Below are 17,211 nucleotides of genomic sequence, written 5' to 3'. Positions count from 1 at the left end.
CTCGTCTTAGTCTTTCCGGTGGAGCAGGCTGCCATCGCCATAGGAATAGAAGCGATAGCCCGTCTCAATAGCATGAGTGTAGGCCGCGCGCATGGTATCGAGGCCGGCAAAGGCCGACACCAGCATGAACAGCGTCGAGCGCGGCAGGTGAAAATTGGTCATCAGCAGATCGACCGCCTTGAAGCGGTAGCCGGGCGTAATGAAGATGCCGGTGGCGCCTGACCAAGGCTTGATCGTTCCATCCTCGGCGGCGGCACTTTCGATTAGCCGCAACGACGTCGTGCCGACGCAGACGATGCGTCCGCCCCTCGCCTTCACGGCATTCAGTTTTTCCGCCGTCGCCGCATCGACATGGCCAATCTCGAAATGCATCTTGTGGTCTTCGGTATCGTCCGCCTTGACCGGCAGAAACGTGCCGGCGCCGACATGCAGCGTCACGAAATGCCGCTCGACACCCATGGCGTCCAGCGTTGCAAACAGCGACGGTGTGAAATGCAGCCCGGCGGTGGGCGCTGCGACGGCGCCCTCTTCGCGGGCATAGATGGTCTGGTAATCGGCGCGATCGCGCTCGTCTTCCGGGCGTTTGGCGGCGATATAGGGCGGCAGCGGGATATGGCCGACGGCGGCAATCGCCTCGTCGAGCGCCGGGCCGGAGAGATCGAAACGCAATGTGATCTCGCCACCCTCGCCTTTCTCCTCGACTTCGGCATCAAGCGCGCCGAGAGCGCAGACATTTTCGCCATGGCCGAACTGGATGCGGTCGCCGATCTTGATGCGCTTGCCCGGCTTGGCAAATGCCTTCCAGCGGTCGGGCGCTACGCGCATGTGCAACGTCGCCGATACCTGTTGGCCGGGCGCACCCTCGCGATGACGAATGCCCTCGAGTTGTGCCGGGATGACCTTCGTGTCGTTGAAGACGATAGCATCGCCGGGACGAAGGAAGGACGGCAAATCACGGACTTGGTGGTCGCTCAGAACCATCTGAGTATTCGGATCGACCACGAGCAGGCGCGCGCTGTCGCGCGGCTCGGCGGGCCTGAGCGCGATACGCTCGTCCGGCAGGTCGAAATCGAAAAGGTCAACACGCATTCAGGCAATCCAGGCAAAGCGAAACCCGCCCCCACGCCAAAGGCGCAAGAGGCGGGTTTCAGGAATAATCACAATCAGACGTCGGCGGCAATCCGTGCCGAGACGATCGAATCCGGATCCTTCACCGGCTCGCCGCGCTTGATCTTGTCGACATTGTCCATGCCCGAGATCACCTGGCCCCAGACCGAATACTGCTTGTTCAGCCATGCCGAGTCGGCAAAGCAGATGAAGAACTGCGAGTTGGCCGAATTCGGGTTCTGCGAACGCGCCATCGAGCAGGTGCCGCGAATGTGCGAGGTGGCGGAAAACTCAGCCTTCAGGTCCGGCTTGGACGAACCGCCCGTACCAGCGCGGGCCGTATTGCCGCCGACCTTACCGTGCTCCACGTCGCCGGTCTGAGCCATGAAGCCGTCGATGACGCGATGGAATACGACACCGTCATAGGCTTTCTCGCGAGCGAGTTCCTTGATGCGGGCGACATGCTCGGGAGCGACCTGCGGCAGCAGCTGAATGACAACTTCGCCCTTGGTGGTTTCCAGGATGAGGGTGTTTTCGGGATCCTTGATCTCAGCCATTTTCGTTTCCTCTTTCTATGTTTGATTACGCATGATCTTGTCCCAAAACCGCTTCACACTTTTGGGGATCATGCCACTTGCCTCGGCATGATCTTATCCAAAAACCGCAAGGCACTTTTGGGGATCACGCCTGTAGAATTACTTCTTGCTGACGGTGACCTTCAGCATCTTGTCCGGGTCGCTCACTTCGCCGTTCTGGCCCTCGCCGCGCTTGATCTTGTCGACCAACTCCATGCCCGAGACGACCTTGCCGACGACCGTGTACTGGCCATTCAGAAAATCGCCATCCGCGAACATGATGAAGAACTGCGAATTGGCGGAATTTGGATCCTGGGCGCGCGCCATTCCGATAACGCCGCGCGTGAACGGAACCTTGGAGAACTCGGCCGGAAGGTTGGGAAGATCGGAACCGCCGGTGCCGGCCTTGGCGGCATTATAGCCCTTCGTCGTGTTGCCGTACTGGACATCGCCGGTCTGGGCCATGAAGCCGTCGATGACGCGGTGGAAGACGACATTGTCATACGCACCCTTCTTCGCCAGCGCTTCGATCTGCGCAACATGCTTCGGAGCAACTTCGGGCATCAGCTGGATGACCACAGGACCATCCTTCAGCTGGATCGTCAGAAGATCGGTGGCTGCTGCCGACAAGGCGCTGCCCGCGAAGGCGGCGAGGCCGAGAAAGCCTGCCAAGGCGATATGAAAAAGTTTCATGGGTGCTCCGTTCGGGAAATGGATTTCGGCCTGGCTTTTATTTGGCCGGATCTTTTAACTTGCCAGTCAGGGCTTCAAGAACCGCTGGCGGGACGAAGGCGCTGACATTGCCGCCCATGGAAGCGATCTGCCGCACCAATGTGGCGGTTATGGGCCGCGATGCCGTGCCGGCGGGCAGAAACAGGGTCTGAATATCCGGCGCCATCTGCCGGTTCATACCGGCCATCTGCATTTCATAATCGAGATCGGTGCCGTCGCGCAGGCCGCGCACCAGGAGGCTTGCGCCGTGCTTGCGCGCCGCGTCGACCACCAGATTGTCGAAAGAGACGACGGAAATATCGCCCGCCTTCCGCGGCAGCGCATCGGCGAGCGACCGGTTGATCAGCTCGGCCCGTTCCTCGAAGGAAAAAAGCGGCTTCTTGCCAGGATGAATGCCGATCGCAACAATAACCTTGGAGGCAACATTCAGCGCCTGCACGAGGACGTCCAGATGTCCATTGGTCATGGGATCGAAAGATCCGGGATAAAAGGCTGTCGTCATACCAAGCCGGCTCGTTGTTTCGACGCCTTTTGTCACGGATAGCCCCTTCTCGCAAGTCATTTGCAACCGGGCGGCTGCCTCTGAACGGCGGATGAATGCGACGTTCAAGCCCGTTTCAGATCGACAATGCTTTACTCACCCCAACATCGAAACGGGCCGGTTCAATCGGCTCATCCGCCCCCGGCCCAGGAATATCAGGTCATGTTGGTCCTCATCGTCGCAGTCGCCATTATCGGCTCTATCGTCATCGAGCACGTCGTTCACCTGTTCGCGAACAGTTACGAAATCGAATGGGCGAGCCGTGTCGACAGGGATGGCGCCATTTCTGCCCAAGAAATCATCAGTGCCATGCGCAAAACGCATCGCGAATCTGAACGCCAGATGAACAAGGCATTCAAGGTTGCTTCAGATGGACGCTGATAGATAGAGCCCAACATATAGCGGAACCATTCACGAGCCGCTGCGTTAAAGTACGAACCTTAAATTTGCACGTTGCTGTAAGAAGGAAACAGAGTATGCCTGACAAGATCACGCTTATTAACGTTGTTTGGATGACTATGATTTCCGGAATGCTTGCAGCAACGATCGCTCTTTACGATCAGAAACCCGATCAGTCGAAGATCTATGGTCCCTTTGCTTCGGCTCGTTCCTTTACCGCCTCCAGCCAGTACTAAAGGGATCTGAACGCTAGTTCCACGAGAGGAAGGGAGCGATCATGTTCACGATATTAACGGTGCTTACGCTTTTCATCAGCATCATGTTCATTGTGTCTGTCGCATCCACCATATCGGCGCTCCATCGCGAAAGTGAAGAGAGCAAGAAGCTGAACAAGCGTCACGGAACGCTCTGAACCCTCGGGTTCCCGACGATCCCCCCACCTCGCGTAGGCACCCAAATTGCTCGAATTGATTCAAACCGGACGCTGTGAAGCGTCCGGTTTTTTCCATGCAGTAGCTGCACATCGGAAATCATCACACCGATCAAAGGCAGCACTGCTCCAGTAAATCCTCTTCAGGATTCTTGCGTCGCCAAATGGTATGGTATAGTACCATACCATAATTCATCGGAAGAGGTTTATATGGAAACCCATAGGACGGAACGTGGGGCGGACCGGATCAACCAGCTTGTGGAAAGTGCAGCGGAATTGTTCCTCGAGCAGGGATATGATGCTGTTTCCATTGATATGGTCATATCCCGCTCCGGTGGTTCACGGCGCAATGTCTACGATCATTTCGGCGGCAAGGAAGGGCTTTTTATAGAGGCCGTTACGCGGCTTTGCGCCGATCTTTCCGGCCCGCTCGAACAGCTGGAAATTCCCAAAAATGGAGAGTTCGACAGGGCTCTCTCATCCTTCGCACGCAGTATTCTCGGCATCGTGCTTCAACCACAAACGCTCGCACTACATCGCCTGATGGCATCCAAGGGCCATCAATTCCCGAGGCTCGCCCAGGCAATCTGGTTCGGAGGCCCGGAGAATGCCGCGCGCATTCTGGCAAGCTGGATCGAACCAAAGCAGGCGGACGGTCAGTTTCGGGAAGACATCTCCGCGTTTGATTTAGCCGAGCAGTTCCTGAGCATGCTGGTGATGGCGCCGCAATTACGCGGGCTCGTGGGGATTGATCGCAAACCGCCGGATAAAACTACAATCGAACGCCTGAGCGAAGCGGCAGTTAAGACATTTCTGCTGGGCGCCATAACAAGGGAGGCAAAAGACCGTGGGTAAATTCAAATGGAGCCTGATACTTCCATGGATCGTGGGAGTTTTCTTCGTGGCTGGAGGATTGGGCAATATTTTTGCATCCAACACCATTCTCGATGATTACCAGCGCTGGGGCTATCCCGGATGGTTTCATTACGTGACCGGTATAGTCGAGCTGGCTGCCGCCGCCCTCATCCTTTTGCGCCCTACTCGCCTTCTTGGCCTAGCACTTGCCGCAGCCGTAATGCTCGCGGCAACTGCGACTGTGCTTAGACATGGCGAATATTCACATGCCATTGCTCCCGCGATCGCATTGGGCCTGGTACTGCTGACAGGCTGGACCACCTGGCGGGCAGGTCTTACCGCCTCTCCATGAGGCACGCTGCATTCCAAGATCTATACCGATGTTCTCGAGCAAACAAAAACGGCCGCCCAAGGGCGGCCGTTTTCCAGTCAGTTCATGAAAACCGCGAGCTATTCCTCGCTAGTCCCTTCGGCATCGCCGGCAGGCGCCTCGACGTCTCCATTCGGCACGCCACCTTCAGCATCCGCCTCGACGGCGTCATCATCGCCTTCCGGTTCGCTGATGCGCTCGACCGAAACGACCTTTTCGTCCTTGGCGGTCGAGAAGATGGTGACGCCCTTGGTGGCGCGGCTGGCGATGCGAATGCCGCCGACCGGAACACGGATCAGCTGACCGCCATCCGAGACCAGCATGATCTGATTGCTTTCCTCGACCGGGAAGGCAGCGACCAGCTCGCCGATCTCGGCAGTCTTCGACGTGTCGGTGGCACGAATGCCCTTGCCGCCACGGCCGGAGATGCGGAAGTCGTAGGAGGACGAACGCTTGCCGTAGCCCTTTTCCGAGACCGTCAGCACGAATTGCTCGCGCGCCTTCAGCTCTTCATAGCGCTCGTCGCTCAGCTGTCCCTCTTCGGTGACTTCCTCGCCAACCAGCGCAATTTCCTCATCGTCCCCCGTGGTCGAGCGACGCTCGTTGGTGGAGCGCTTGAGATAGGCGGCGCGCTCCCAAGGCTCGGCGTCCACATGGTTGACGATGGTCATCGAAATGATGCTGTCACCCGAGGCCAGCGAGATGCCGCGAACACCGATGGAATTACGGCCGGCAAAGACGCGCACGTCCGAGACCTGGAAGCGGATGCACTGTCCAAGCGCCGTCGTCAAAAGCACGTCGTCATGCTCGGTGCAGGTCTCGACGGAGAGGATTTCGTCACCCTCCTCCTCCAGCTTCATGGCGATCTTGCCATTGCGGTTGACCTGAACGAAATCCGACAATTTATTACGGCGCACGGTGCCGCGCGTCGTCGTGAACATCACGTCGAGGTTGTCCCAGGTGTCCTCGTCCTCGGGCAGCGGCATGATCGTGGTGATGCGCTCGCCGGGCTCCAGCGGCAACATGTTGATCAACGCCTTGCCGCGCGACGTCGGCGTTCCGATCGGCAGGCGCCAGACCTTCTCCTTATAGACGATGCCGCGCGAGGAGAAGAACAGCACCGGCGTATGCGTATTGAGAACAAATAGCCGGGTAACGAAATCTTCGTCACGCGTTGTCATTCCGGAGCGACCCTTGCCACCACGGCGCTGGGCGCGATAGGTGGTCAGCGGCACGCGCTTGATATAGCCGAGATGCGAAACGGTGACGACCATGTCCTCGCGGGCAATCAGATCCTCATCGTCCATTTCGAGGCCGCCATCGACGATCTCGGTACGACGCGGCGTGCCGAACTCGTCACGAACCGCGATAAGCTCTTCTTTTACAATGGCTTGAATGCGGACACGCGACGACAGGATATCGAGATAATCCTTGATCTCGGCGCCGATCTTGTTGAGTTCGTCGCCGATTTCGTCGCGGCCGAGTGCCGTCAGGCGGGCAAGACGCAGCTCGAGAATGGCACGCGCCTGCTCTTCCGAGAGATTATAGGTGCGGTCTTCGTTGATACGGTGGCGCGGATCGTCAATTAGCCGGATAAGGGATTCGACATCTTCCGCGGGCCAGCGGCGGGTCATCAACTCTTCGCGCGCCGACTGCGGATCGGGAGCGCTACGGATGACGCGGATGACTTCATCGATATTGGCGACGGCGATGGCAAGACCGACCAGGACGTGGGCGCGTTCGCGCGCCTTGCGCAGCAGGTACTTGGTACGACGGCTGACGACTTCCTCGCGGAAGGACACGAAGGCGCGCAGCATGTCGAGCAAGGTCAACTGCTCTGGCTTGCCGCCATTCAACGCGACTACGTTGGCGCCGAAAGAGGTCTGCAACGGCGTATAACGATACAGCTGGTTCAGAATGACATCAGCATTGGCGTCGCGCTTCAGCTCGACGACAACGCGATAGCCCTGGCGGTCGGACTCGTCACGCAGGTCGGAGATGCCCTCAATGCGCTTTTCGCGCACGAGTTCGGCCATCTTCTCGATCATCGTCGCCTTGTTCACCTGATAGGGAATTTCGGTGATGATGATCTGCTCGCGGTCGCCACGCATCGGCTCAATCGCCGCAACGCCACGCATGACGATGGAGCCGCGCCCCGTCTCATAGGCGGAGCGGATACCGGCACGACCGAGGATCTTGGCGCCTGTCGGGAAATCCGGCCCCGGAATGATCTGCATGATTTCCGGCAGCTCGATCGCCGGATTGTCGATCAGCGCGATGCAGCCGTCGATCACTTCCGACAGGTTATGCGGCGGAATATTGGTCGCCATGCCGACTGCAATGCCGCCGGAACCGTTGACGAGCAGGTTCGGGAACTTTGCCGGCACGACGACGGGCTCGCTCAGCGTGCCGTCATAGTTGTCGCGGAAATCGACGGTTTCCTTGTCGAGATCGTCGAGCAGCGCATGCGCCACCTTCTGCAGGCGGCATTCGGTGTAACGTTCAGCCGCAGGCGGATCGCCGTCGACGGAGCCGAAATTGCCCTGGCCGTCAATCAACGGCAGGCGAAGCGACCAAGGCTGCGCCATACGGGCGAGCGCGTCGTAAATGGCCGAGTTGCCGTGCGGATGGTATTTACCCATCACGTCACCGGTTACGCGGGCGCATTTTACATATTTCTTATTCCAGTCGATCCCGAGTTCCGACATGCCATAAAGGATGCGTCGATGAACGGGCTTCAGACCATCGCGAACATCGGGAAGTGCGCGGCTGACGATCACGCTCATGGCGTAATCGAGGTACGACCGCTGCATTTCCTCCATGATGGAAATTGGCTCGATGCCTGGCGGGAGCTTCCCGCCGCCGGGTGGTGTTTGCTCAGTCAAAACAGATCACGATCTCTTTTAGAATCACTGCGAAATTTATAGCCGAAAGGCCCTGGAAGCGCCAATTTTGGTGGGTGCTTTTGAACAGGCTTTTGCCCTCTTAACCCGCTAATTCGAACATTTCCGTGGCGGCGCGTCCCGGATTGTCCGCATTGCGCTTTGCGAAAGCTCATTCCTCGCATATCAATGAGGTCAAGAACCATAGAAAACAAATGGCTGGGGAACATATGGCGAGCGCGGACACGCTAATCAATGCCTTCACGACGCTTCTTGTCACCGTCGATCCGCCAGGTCTCGCTCCGCTTTTCATCGGCCTCACAGCCGGCATGAACCGGGCAGAGCGCAAGCAGGTGGCCCTGCGCGGATCGTTGATCGCCTTCTTCATCCTGGCCGCCTTCGCGCTGTTCGGCGCCAGCGTGCTCGGCATTCTCGGCATCTCCATCGGCGCCTTCCGCATCGCCGGCGGCCTGCTGCTCTTCTGGATCGCCTTCGAGATGGTGTTCGAGAAGCGGCAGGACCGGAAGGAGAAGACGACCGAGGTCGCGATCACAAAGGATCACATCCACAATATCGCGGTCTTCCCCCTCGCCTTGCCGCTGATCGCCGGCCCCGGCGCCATTTCGGCAACCATCCTGCTCGCCGGCTCGCTGCAAACCACGCTCGACCGGGCGCAGCTGATCGGCGTCATCGCCGTCAATCTCGGGCTTGTCTTCGCGGCGCTCGCAATCTCGGACAGGCTCGACCGCATGCTGGGGGCAACCGGCCGCGCCATCCTGACCCGCCTGCTCGGCGTCATCCTCGCCGCACTTGCCGCCCAGTTCGTCGTAGACGGCGTAAGGTCTGCCCTGGGGGCCGCATAGAAAAGCCCGCCGAGAGGGCGGGCCATTCAACGCAATTCGGTATAATCTCTCGATCAGCGCCGCTCGATCAAAACGGGATATCGTCGTCCAGATCGCGCGAAAAGTTGCTGCCAGCACCGCCGCCGCCGCTTGCGGGAGCGCCACGGCTTGCGCCAGCGCTACGGCCACCAGAGGATTGTGGCGAAGACTGGCCATAGTCGTCGCCGCCGTAATCACCGCCACCAAAATCACCGCCGCCGCCACGATTACCGCCGCCGCCACCGCCGCCTTCACCGCGACCGTCCAGCATGGTCAGCGTCGAATTGAAGCCCTGCAGCACGATTTCGGTTGAGTACTTATCCTGGCCATTCTGATCCTGCCACTTACGGGTCTGAAGCGCGCCTTCGATATAAACCTTGGCGCCCTTCTTTAGATATTGCTCGGCGACCTTGCAGAGACCTTCATTGAAGATGACCACACGATGCCACTCGGTCTTTTCCTTGCGCTCGCCGGAATTGCGATCGCGCCAGGTTTCCGATGTCGCGATGTTGAGATTGGCGATCGGACGGCCATCCTGCGTACGGCGAATTTCCGGGTCCGCCCCGAGATTTCCAACCAGAATTACCTTGTTCACACTACCGGCCATGACACCACCCTACTTGCCGCCCATCGACGGCTCTGAAATTTTATCCATACACCTTAGACCATTGCCGCCATCAGGTGCTATTTAAGCAATCATCCGAGGGAGCTTCATCCACAAGGAATTTTGTTCTTTCTTTGTTCTAGTTTGTCCCTATGATCCTGTCAACCGAATCGAAAACCTGGTCCTGTCCTTCATTTCAGCCTCGACTCACGGGCTGGCATCACTAAATAAAGGCAGACTCCAAGGGACAATTGTACGACGATGAGCGAACTGAAGACTATTTCCATACGTGGCGCACGCGAGCACAATCTCAAGGGCATTGACCTTGATCTTCCGCGCAACAAGTTGATCGTCATGACCGGACTTTCGGGCTCCGGAAAATCCTCGCTTGCCTTCGACACGATCTATGCCGAGGGACAGCGCCGCTACGTCGAGAGCCTTTCGGCCTATGCGCGACAGTTTCTGGAGATGATGCAGAAACCGGATGTCGACCAGATCGACGGCCTGTCGCCGGCGATTTCGATCGAGCAGAAGACCACCTCGCGCAATCCGCGCTCGACGGTCGGCACAGTCACCGAAATCTACGATTATATGCGCCTGCTGTTTGCCCGCGTCGGCGTGCCCTATTCGCCGGCGACAGGCCTGCCGATCGAAAGCCAGACAGTCAGCCAGATGGTCGACCGCGTTCTCGCCTACGAAGAGGGCACGAGGCTCTACATTCTGGCGCCGCTGGTGCGCGGACGGAAGGGCGAATACAAGAAAGAACTGGCCGAGCTCATGAAAAAGGGCTTCCAGCGCGTCAAGGTCGACGGGCAGTTCTACGAAATCGCCGATGCGCCGACGCTCGACAAGAAATACAAGCATGACATTGACGTCGTGGTCGACCGTATCGTCGTCCGGCCCGATATGGCTGCCCGTCTGGCCGACAGTTTCGAAACCTCACTGCGTCTCGCCGATGGTCTTGCCGTTGCGGAATTCGCCGACAAGCCTCTGCCGCCGGAGGAAACTTCGGCCGGTGGTTCGGCCAACAAGTCGCTGAACGAGACGCATGAGCGCGTGCTGTTTTCGGAAAAATTCGCCTGCCCGGTCTCCGGCTTCACCATTTCGGAAATCGAGCCACGCCTGTTCTCGTTCAACAATCCCTTCGGCGCCTGCCCGTCCTGCGACGGCCTCGGCTCGCTGAAGAAGATCGATCCCGCGCTGATCGTGCCGGAGCCGGAGCGGACGCTGCGCGACGGCGCGATCTCCCCTTGGGCCAAGTCGACCTCGCCCTATTACAATCAGACGCTGGAAGCGCTCGGCAAGCATTACGGCTTTAAGCTCGGCAGCCGCTGGAGCGACCTGCCCGATACGGCGAAGGACGTCATCCTCAATGGTACCGAGGACAAAATCGAGTTCCACTACGCCGATGGCGCCCGCTCCTATACGACGCACAAGAATTTCGAAGGCATCGTGCCGAACCTGGAGCGACGCTGGAAGGAAACGGATTCCGCCTGGGCGCGCGAAGAGATCGAACGCTTCATGTCGGCCGCCCCCTGCCCGGCTTGCAATGGTTATCGCCTGAAGCCGGAGGCGCTGGCGGTCAAGATCAACAAGCTCCACATCAGCCAGGTCGCGGAAATGTCGATCCGGATTGCCCGCGATTGGTTCGAGCTGCTGCCGGAGACCTTTACCGACAAGCAGAACGAGATCGCGGTCCGCATCCTCAAGGAGATCCGCGATCGCCTGCGCTTCCTCAACGATGTCGGTCTCGAATATCTGAGCCTGTCGCGCAATTCCGGCACGCTGTCCGGCGGCGAAAGCCAGCGTATCCGGCTGGCCTCGCAGATCGGCTCGGGCCTGACTGGCGTACTCTACGTGCTCGACGAACCCTCGATCGGCCTGCATCAGCGCGACAATGCGCGCCTATTGGAAACGCTGAAGCATCTGCGCGACATCGGCAACACGGTGATCGTCGTCGAACATGACGAGGATGCGATCATGACGGCGGACGATGTGGTCGATATCGGCCCCGCCGCCGGCATACATGGCGGCCAGGTGGTGGCGCATGGTACGCCGCAGGAGGTCATGGCGAACCCGAAGTCGCTGACCGGGAAATATCTCTCCGGCGAACTCGGCGTGCCGGTTCCCGACGAGCGCCGCAAGATCAAGAAGGGCAAGGAGATCAAGGTCATCGGCGCCAGGGGTAACAACCTCAAGGATGTCACCGCCGCGATCCCACTTGGCGTCTTCACTGCCGTCACCGGCGTTTCCGGCGGTGGTAAGTCCACCTTCCTGATCGAGACGCTCTATAAGTCCGCCGCACGCCGCGTCATGGGCGCGCGCGAAATCCCGGCCGATCACGACCGGATCGACGGCTTCGAGCATATCGACAAGGTGATCGACATCGACCAGTCGCCGATCGGCCGCACGCCTCGCTCGAACCCGGCGACCTATACCGGTGCCTTCACGCCGATCCGCGACTGGTTCGCCGGCCTGCCTGAAGCCAAGGCGCGTGGCTACCAGCCGGGTCGCTTCTCCTTCAACGTCAAGGGCGGCCGTTGCGAAGCCTGCCAGGGCGACGGCGTCATCAAGATCGAGATGCACTTCCTGCCCGACGTCTACGTCACCTGCGACGTCTGCCATGGCAAGCGCTATAACAGGGAGACGCTAGACGTCACCTTCAAGACCAAGTCGATCGCCGACGTGCTCGACATGACGGTCGAGGAAGGCGTCGATTTCTTCGCAGCCGTTCCCGCCGTGCGCGACAAGCTCCAGAGCCTGAAGGATGTAGGTCTCGGCTATATCAAGGTCGGCCAGCAGGCCAATACGCTTTCGGGTGGCGAGGCGCAGCGCGTCAAGCTAGCCAAGGAACTGTCGAAGCGATCGACCGGCCGCACGCTCTATATCCTCGACGAACCAACCACCGGCCTGCATTTCCACGACGTCGCCAAGCTTCTGGAAATGCTGCACGAGCTGGTCAACCAGGGCAATTCGGTCGTTGTCATCGAGCATAACCTCGAAGTCATCAAAACGGCTGACTGGGTTCTCGACTTTGGTCCCGAAGGCGGTGACGGCGGCGGCGAGATCGTTGCCACGGGCACGCCGGAGATGATCGTCAAGGAGAAGCGGTCCTATACAGGACAGTTCCTCAAGGAATTGCTGGAGCGGCGGCCGATGAAAAAAGTGGTAGCGGCGGAGTGAATTAGCCTCGCTCAATCAAATGGAGGAGAGAATGAGCAAAACCGGAACGATCCGAACCGGCATTGGCGGCTGGACGTTTGAGCCATGGCGCGGGACATTCTATCCCGACACGCTCAAGCAGAAGGACGAACTCAATTTCGCCAGTCGCCAGCTAAAGGTGATCGAGGTCAATGGCACCTATTACAGCACGCAGAAGCCTGAGGTTTTTGCCAAGTGGGCAGCCGACGTGCCGGATGGTTTCATCTTCTCGCTCAAGGCGACGCGTTTCGTCACCAATCGGCGCGTGCTTGCCGAGGCCGGCGAGTCGATGCAGCGCTTTCTAGACTCCGGCATCAGCGAGTTGGGCGATCATCTTGGACCGCTGCTCTGGCAGTTCGCTCCAACCAAGAAGTTCGACCCGGATGATTTCGAGGCGTTCCTGAAGCTGCTGCCAGGCAAACAGGATGGCCTTGCGCTCCAGCATGTCGTCGAGGTCCGGCACGACTCGTTCAAGGTACCCGAATTCATCGCGCTGCTCGCCAAATACAATGTCGCGCCGGTTTGCGCCGAGCATTTCGAATATCCGATGATCGCCGATGTGACCGCCGATTTCGTCTATGCCCGCCTGCAGAAGGGCTCTGACGAGATCAAGACCTGCTATCCGCCGAAGGATTTGAAGGCTTGGGCGAAACGGCTGGAGACCTGGGCCGAGGGTAAAATCCCCGACGATCTGCCGTTGATCGACGGAAGTCGAAAGGTCAAGGTCGAGCCGCGCGACGTCTTCGCCTTCATGATCCATGAGGGCAAGGTCAACGCGCCGCATGGCGCGATCGCGCTACAGGAAGAAGTCGCAAAATAGCGTCTCTCAAACGGGCGTGACGTTAGCGACAAGATCTTCCGCCGTCAGTCCCTTTCCCGCGCGTTGCCCGGCGACGCCATGCAGCCAGACACCGGCGGCGGCCGCTTCGAAGGCGGGCGCGCCCTGTGCCATCAGCCCGCCAATGATGCCGGCGAGCACATCGCCGGAGCCCGCAGTGGCAAGCCATGGCGGTGCATTGGCATTGATCAGCGCCCGGCCGTCGGGTGCGGCGATGACGCTGTCGGCACCCTTGTAGATGATGGCGGCATGAGCCCGTGCCGCCGCCGCCCTCGCCTTCTCCACCTTGCTCAGCGCACAGTCGGCGGCAATATCGGGAAAGAGACGGGCGAATTCACCCTCATGCGGCGTCAGCACCAGACGTGTCGGCCCATCCGCAAAGGCGTCGAACAGCCGTTGCGGATCGTCGCGGAACGCGGTGATGCCGTCGGCATCGAGCACCAGATGGCGGTCGCTCAGGGCCAGCGCACATTGTCGAGCCTTCTCGCCGGCGCCGAAGCCGGGACCAAGGACAAAGGTCGAAAGGCGCTTGTCGGAGAGCCACTCGCGCAATGCCGCCTCATCCTCGACCGCGTGCAGCATGATTGCCGTCAGCGTGCCGGCATTGACCGCCAGCGCCTGTTCCGGCGAAGCGATGGTAACGAGCCCCGCCCCCGCCTTCAGTCCAGCCATGGCTGACATGCGCGCCGCGCCCGTAGCTGTCGCGCCGCCGGAAAAGACGACGAGGTGGCCGCGTTTGTATTTGTGGGTGTCGGTGGCAGCCGTTGGCAGGTTCACCAGCCATTGCGCCGGCGTATTCTCCGCAAGCATGCCATTCGCATGGGCAAGGACAATACGCGCGGGAATGCCGATGTCGAAAATCTCCAATATGCCGCAAAGATCCCGCCCCGGTATTAGCAAATGGCCAGGCTTGCGGGTCATGAAGGAGATCGTGCGTTCCGCGCGGAAGGCAGAACCAAGCACCTGACCGCTGCCACCGTCGAGGCCGGAGGGCAAGTCGACGGCAATTACGGGGATACCGGCTTCGGCGACGCGCGCGATAGTCTCAGCGACCTGATCGGGAACCGGACGGGAGAGCCCGGCGCCGAAGATGGCATCGATGACCACATCGCCGGCGCGCGGCAGATAATGCTCCAACGCCTCCCCTCTAACAGGGCAATTGGCAAAGGCGCGAGCGGCATCGCCCTTCAGCGTTTTGGGGTCACCTAGATGAAAGAGCAGGATCTCCCCACCGCTTTGCCACAGCGCACGCGCCGCTACATAGCCATCGCCACCATTGTTGCCGGGGCCGCAGAGTACGACATATCGTGGGGCTCCAGGGAAATTCCGAAGGGCGCTCGCGGCCACCGCCAGACCCGCCTTTTCCATAAGGCCATAGGGATCGATACCCGAAGCGGCCGCGGCGCGATCGACGGCAGCCATATCATTGGGCGAAAGAAGCAGGTCGGCGATCGGTAACATCATGATGGACAATATTGAATCCGAAACCTGCCTGAAAAACAACCGTCATTCCGTAGCTTAATATGATTAATACTTGTGCATTTGCATAAAATAAATCCACCAACCACAAACACCCCACCGAGGTACGATTGTGAGGATTGAGGCACTTTTTCGCAAAATTTTGCTTATCCCGCTCATTTTCGTGCGAAATCGCTTTCATTTTCCCGAAAAATCCTCATCAATCCGTGATCTCGGCGTCAATTCGCCGGGATTTTTTGCAGCGGACCATTCCGAACTGGCATGATACGTGCATCACGTTGGCCGAGCGGGGAGTAGTCCTGCTGTAACAGGAAAAGCGGAGAGACATTTTCTCATGAAAAAGATCGAAGCGATCATTAAGCCTTTCAAGCTCGACGAAGTGAAGGAAGCCCTTCAGGAAGTCGGACTGCAGGGCATCACCGTCACGGAAGCGAAGGGCTTCGGTCGTCAGAAAGGCCACACGGAACTTTACCGTGGTGCTGAATACGTCGTTGACTTCCTGCCGAAGGTGAAGGTCGAAGTCGTATTGGCAGACGAAAACGCGGAGGCGGTGATCGACGCTATCCGCAAGGCAGCGCAGACTGGCCGTATCGGCGACGGAAAAATTTTCGTCTCCAACATCGAAGAGGTCATTCGAATCCGCACCGGTGAAACTGGCATAGACGCCATCTAACCCGCCCGGCCTTTTGGCCGCGGCTAAAAATCGTCATCTAAGTCAAGGGAAGAGAAATTTAATGACGACGGCAAGCGAAATTCTCAAGCAGATCAAGGATAACGACGTCAAGTTCGTTGACTTGCGCTTTACCGACCCCAAGGGCAAGCTGCAGCATGTCACGATGGACATCGTCTGCGTCGATGAAGACATGTTCGCCGATGGCGTCATGTTCGACGGCTCCTCGATTGCTGGCTGGAAGGCCATCAATGAATCCGACATGGTACTGATGCCCGATACCGAAACGGTTCATATGGATCCGTTCTTCGCGCAGTCCACCATGGTCATCCTCTGTGACATTCTCGACCCGGTTTCGGGCGAAGCCTACAATCGCGACCCGCGCGGCACCGCCAAGAAGGCCGAAGCCTATCTCAAGGCATCCGGCATCGGCGACACCGCCTTCTTCGGTCCGGAAGCCGAATTCTTCGTCTTCGACGACGTCAAGTATAAGGCCGATCCATACAACACCGGCTTCAAGCTCGACTCCAGCGAACTGCCGTCGAACGACGACACCGACTATGAAACCGGCAACCTCGGCCATCGTCCGCGTGTCAAGGGCGGCTACTTTCCGGTCCCGCCGGTCGACAGCGCTCAGGATATGCGTTCGGAAATGCTGACGGTTCTCGGCGAAATGGGCGTCGTCGTCGAAAAGCATCACCACGAAGTCGCCGCCGCTCAGCACGAACTCGGTATCAAGTTCGACACGCTGCTGCGCAACGCCGACAAGATGCAGATCTACAAATATGTCGTCCATCAGGTCGCCAACGCCTACGGCAAGACGGCGACCTTCATGCCGAAACCGATCTTCGGCGACAACGGCTCGGGCATGCACGTTCACCAGTCAATCTGGAAAGCCGGCAAGCCGGCCTTCGCGGGCGATGAATATGCGGGTCTCTCCGAGAGCTGCCTCTACTACATCGGCGGCATCATCAAGCACGCCAAGGCTCTCAACGCTTTCACTAACCCGTCGACGAACTCCTATAAGCGTCTCGTCCCGGGTTACGAAGCTCCGGTTCTGCTCGCCTACTCGGCACGCAACCGTTCGGCTTCCTGCCGCATTCCCTTCGGCACCAACCCGAAGGCAAAGCGCGTCGAAGTCCGTTTCCCTGACCCGACAGCAAACCCGTATCTCAGCTTCGCCGCCATGCTGATGGCCGGCCTCGACGGCATCAAGAACAAGATCCATCCGGGCAAGGCCATGGACAAGGATCTGTACGACCTGCCGCCGAAGGAGCTGAAGAAGATCCCGACGGTTTGCGGCTCGTTGCGCGAAGCGCTCGAGAGCCTCGACAAGGACCGCAAGTTCCTGACCGCCGGCGGCGTCTTCGACGACGACCAGATCGACTCGTTCATCGAACTGAAGATGCAGGAAGTCATGCGCTTCGAAATGACCCCGCATCCGGTCGAATACGACATGTATTACTCGGCATAAGAACCGAGGTAAAAGCCCCGGTTCGCCGGGGCTTTTTCATAGCTGGCAAGCGTGCGGCAGGCATCTTTCAGTCACGGCTGCCTCACTGGGTGTCACATTTCGTGCGTCGCATGATCGAACAATCAGGGCAGATCGGCGTTAATTGAATGTGACGGTTACATGAAGGAATCGGG

At 59.0% G+C, this 17,211-nt stretch carries 18 protein-coding genes; 10 read left to right on the top strand and 8 right to left on the bottom strand.

What is annotated here, in order from left to right:
- Positions 1-6 precede the first annotated feature (6 nt).
- From queA to coaD, 4 genes are all read right to left on the bottom strand, one after another.
- Positions 7-1,089, bottom strand: coding sequence for a tRNA preQ1(34) S-adenosylmethionine ribosyltransferase-isomerase QueA (gene queA, locus EX00_RS05325; RefSeq protein ID WP_047454854.1), 1,083 nt, complete (start codon positions 1,087-1,089; stop codon positions 7-9).
- A 74-nt stretch (positions 1,090-1,163) separates the two neighbouring features.
- Positions 1,164-1,664 (bottom strand): peptidylprolyl isomerase, encoded by a 501-nt coding sequence (locus EX00_RS05320; RefSeq protein WP_047454852.1) that lies wholly within the window; start codon positions 1,662-1,664, stop codon positions 1,164-1,166.
- A gap of 138 nt (positions 1,665-1,802) precedes the next feature.
- Entirely contained in the window at positions 1,803-2,375 is a 573-nt protein-coding gene (locus tag EX00_RS05315; protein WP_047454850.1) for a peptidylprolyl isomerase, read from the bottom strand.
- A gap of 37 nt (positions 2,376-2,412) precedes the next feature.
- Positions 2,413-2,916, bottom strand: coding sequence for a pantetheine-phosphate adenylyltransferase (gene coaD / locus EX00_RS05310; protein WP_047457465.1), 504 nt, complete (start codon positions 2,914-2,916; stop codon positions 2,413-2,415).
- A 201-nt stretch (positions 2,917-3,117) separates the two neighbouring features.
- Between coaD and EX00_RS05305 the strand changes: the two genes are divergently transcribed.
- From EX00_RS05305 to EX00_RS05295, 5 genes are all read left to right on the top strand, one after another.
- Positions 3,118-3,336: a hypothetical protein gene (locus EX00_RS05305; protein WP_047454848.1), complete on the top strand. Its 219-nt coding sequence runs from the start codon at positions 3,118-3,120 to the stop codon at positions 3,334-3,336.
- Positions 3,337-3,431: 95 nt separating this feature from the next.
- Positions 3,432-3,590: a hypothetical protein gene (locus EX00_RS31695; protein ID WP_007696021.1), complete on the top strand. Its 159-nt coding sequence runs from the start codon at positions 3,432-3,434 to the stop codon at positions 3,588-3,590.
- A 41-nt stretch (positions 3,591-3,631) separates the two neighbouring features.
- Positions 3,632-3,766, top strand: a complete 135-nt coding sequence (locus EX00_RS32130) for a hypothetical protein (RefSeq protein ID WP_267884715.1) — start codon at positions 3,632-3,634, stop codon at positions 3,764-3,766.
- 228 nt (positions 3,767-3,994) lie between these two features.
- Positions 3,995-4,639: a TetR/AcrR family transcriptional regulator gene (locus EX00_RS05300; protein ID WP_047454847.1), complete on the top strand. Its 645-nt coding sequence runs from the start codon at positions 3,995-3,997 to the stop codon at positions 4,637-4,639.
- Positions 4,632-4,991 (top strand): DoxX family protein, encoded by a 360-nt coding sequence (locus tag EX00_RS05295; protein ID WP_047454845.1) that lies wholly within the window; start codon positions 4,632-4,634, stop codon positions 4,989-4,991. Before EX00_RS05300 ends, EX00_RS05295 begins: the two co-directional genes overlap by 8 nt.
- Before the next feature lie 98 nt (positions 4,992-5,089).
- Here the strand turns inward: EX00_RS05295 and gyrA are convergent, their stop codons facing one another.
- Positions 5,090-7,894 carry a DNA gyrase subunit A gene (gene gyrA / locus EX00_RS05290; RefSeq protein WP_047454843.1) on the bottom strand — a complete coding sequence of 935 codons (2,805 nt, stop codon included), beginning with the start codon at positions 7,892-7,894 and terminating at the stop codon, positions 5,090-5,092.
- Between the two features lie 227 nt (positions 7,895-8,121).
- Between gyrA and EX00_RS05285 the strand changes: the two genes are divergently transcribed.
- A complete protein-coding gene (locus EX00_RS05285; protein WP_047454841.1) occupies positions 8,122-8,754 on the top strand; it encodes a MarC family protein in 633 nt (210 codons plus the stop codon).
- 67 nt (positions 8,755-8,821) lie between these two features.
- On the opposite strand, the gene EX00_RS05280 is transcribed toward EX00_RS05285, so the two are convergent.
- A complete protein-coding gene (locus EX00_RS05280; RefSeq protein ID WP_047454839.1) occupies positions 8,822-9,379 on the bottom strand; it encodes a single-stranded DNA-binding protein in 558 nt (185 codons plus the stop codon).
- A 258-nt stretch (positions 9,380-9,637) separates the two neighbouring features.
- On the opposite strand from EX00_RS05280, the gene uvrA reads away from it, so the two are divergent.
- Both uvrA and EX00_RS05270 read left to right on the top strand, forming a co-directional pair.
- On the top strand, positions 9,638-12,559 hold the full coding sequence (gene uvrA, locus EX00_RS05275; RefSeq protein WP_047454838.1) for an excinuclease ABC subunit UvrA: 2,922 nt from the start codon (positions 9,638-9,640) through the stop codon (positions 12,557-12,559).
- 31 nt (positions 12,560-12,590) lie between these two features.
- Entirely contained in the window at positions 12,591-13,397 is an 807-nt protein-coding gene (locus tag EX00_RS05270; RefSeq protein WP_047454836.1) for a DUF72 domain-containing protein, read from the top strand.
- Between the two features lie 6 nt (positions 13,398-13,403).
- Here the strand turns inward: EX00_RS05270 and EX00_RS05265 are convergent, their stop codons facing one another.
- Positions 13,404-14,879, bottom strand: a complete 1,476-nt coding sequence (locus tag EX00_RS05265; RefSeq protein WP_047457462.1) for a bifunctional ADP-dependent NAD(P)H-hydrate dehydratase/NAD(P)H-hydrate epimerase — start codon at positions 14,877-14,879, stop codon at positions 13,404-13,406.
- A complete protein-coding gene (locus EX00_RS31415; protein WP_155294022.1) occupies positions 14,839-15,075 on the bottom strand; it encodes a hypothetical protein in 237 nt (78 codons plus the stop codon). The genes EX00_RS05265 and EX00_RS31415 overlap by 41 nt, the downstream gene beginning before the upstream one ends.
- A gap of 153 nt (positions 15,076-15,228) precedes the next feature.
- Between EX00_RS31415 and EX00_RS05260 the strand changes: the two genes are divergently transcribed.
- Entirely contained in the window at positions 15,229-15,567 is a 339-nt protein-coding gene (locus EX00_RS05260; protein WP_003579240.1) for a P-II family nitrogen regulator, read from the top strand.
- A gap of 61 nt (positions 15,568-15,628) precedes the next feature.
- A complete protein-coding gene (gene glnA / locus EX00_RS05255; protein WP_047454830.1) occupies positions 15,629-17,038 on the top strand; it encodes a type I glutamate--ammonia ligase in 1,410 nt (469 codons plus the stop codon).
- Positions 17,039-17,211: the final 173 nt, after the last annotated feature.

The sequence above is a fragment of the Martinezella rhizogenes genome, from assembly GCF_000799715.1.
Taxonomy (GTDB): Bacteria; Pseudomonadota; Alphaproteobacteria; order Rhizobiales; family Rhizobiaceae; genus Rhizobium; species Rhizobium rhizogenes_C.
The sequence above is the reverse complement of the archived record's forward strand: the minus strand, read 5'-3'. Positions and strand labels throughout refer to the sequence as shown.

Bases quoted from the DNA above. Each gene is read 5' to 3' on its own strand.
- queA (WP_047454854.1), bottom strand. From the start codon at position 1,089: ATGCGTGTTGACCTTTTCGATTTCGACCTGCCGGACGAGCGTATCGCG.
- EX00_RS05320 (WP_047454852.1), bottom strand. From the start codon at position 1,664: ATGGCTGAGATCAAGGATCCCGAAAACACCCTCATCCTGGAAACCACC.
- EX00_RS05315 (WP_047454850.1), bottom strand. From the start codon at position 2,375: ATGAAACTTTTTCATATCGCCTTGGCAGGCTTTCTCGGCCTCGCCGCC.
- coaD (WP_047457465.1), bottom strand. From the start codon at position 2,916: ATGACGACAGCCTTTTATCCCGGATCTTTCGATCCCATGACCAATGGA.
- EX00_RS05305 (WP_047454848.1), top strand. From the start codon at position 3,118: ATGTTGGTCCTCATCGTCGCAGTCGCCATTATCGGCTCTATCGTCATC.
- EX00_RS31695 (WP_007696021.1), top strand. From the start codon at position 3,432: ATGCCTGACAAGATCACGCTTATTAACGTTGTTTGGATGACTATGATT.
- EX00_RS32130 (WP_267884715.1), top strand. From the start codon at position 3,632: ATGTTCACGATATTAACGGTGCTTACGCTTTTCATCAGCATCATGTTC.
- EX00_RS05300 (WP_047454847.1), top strand. From the start codon at position 3,995: ATGGAAACCCATAGGACGGAACGTGGGGCGGACCGGATCAACCAGCTT.
- EX00_RS05285 (WP_047454841.1), top strand. From the start codon at position 8,122: ATGGCGAGCGCGGACACGCTAATCAATGCCTTCACGACGCTTCTTGTC.
- EX00_RS05280 (WP_047454839.1), bottom strand. From the start codon at position 9,379: ATGGCCGGTAGTGTGAACAAGGTAATTCTGGTTGGAAATCTCGGGGCG.
- uvrA (WP_047454838.1), top strand. From the start codon at position 9,638: ATGAGCGAACTGAAGACTATTTCCATACGTGGCGCACGCGAGCACAAT.
- EX00_RS05270 (WP_047454836.1), top strand. From the start codon at position 12,591: ATGAGCAAAACCGGAACGATCCGAACCGGCATTGGCGGCTGGACGTTT.
- EX00_RS05265 (WP_047457462.1), bottom strand. From the start codon at position 14,879: ATGATGTTACCGATCGCCGACCTGCTTCTTTCGCCCAATGATATGGCT.
- EX00_RS31415 (WP_155294022.1), bottom strand. From the start codon at position 15,075: ATGAAAGCGATTTCGCACGAAAATGAGCGGGATAAGCAAAATTTTGCG.
- EX00_RS05260 (WP_003579240.1), top strand. From the start codon at position 15,229: ATGAAAAAGATCGAAGCGATCATTAAGCCTTTCAAGCTCGACGAAGTG.
- glnA (WP_047454830.1), top strand. From the start codon at position 15,629: ATGACGACGGCAAGCGAAATTCTCAAGCAGATCAAGGATAACGACGTC.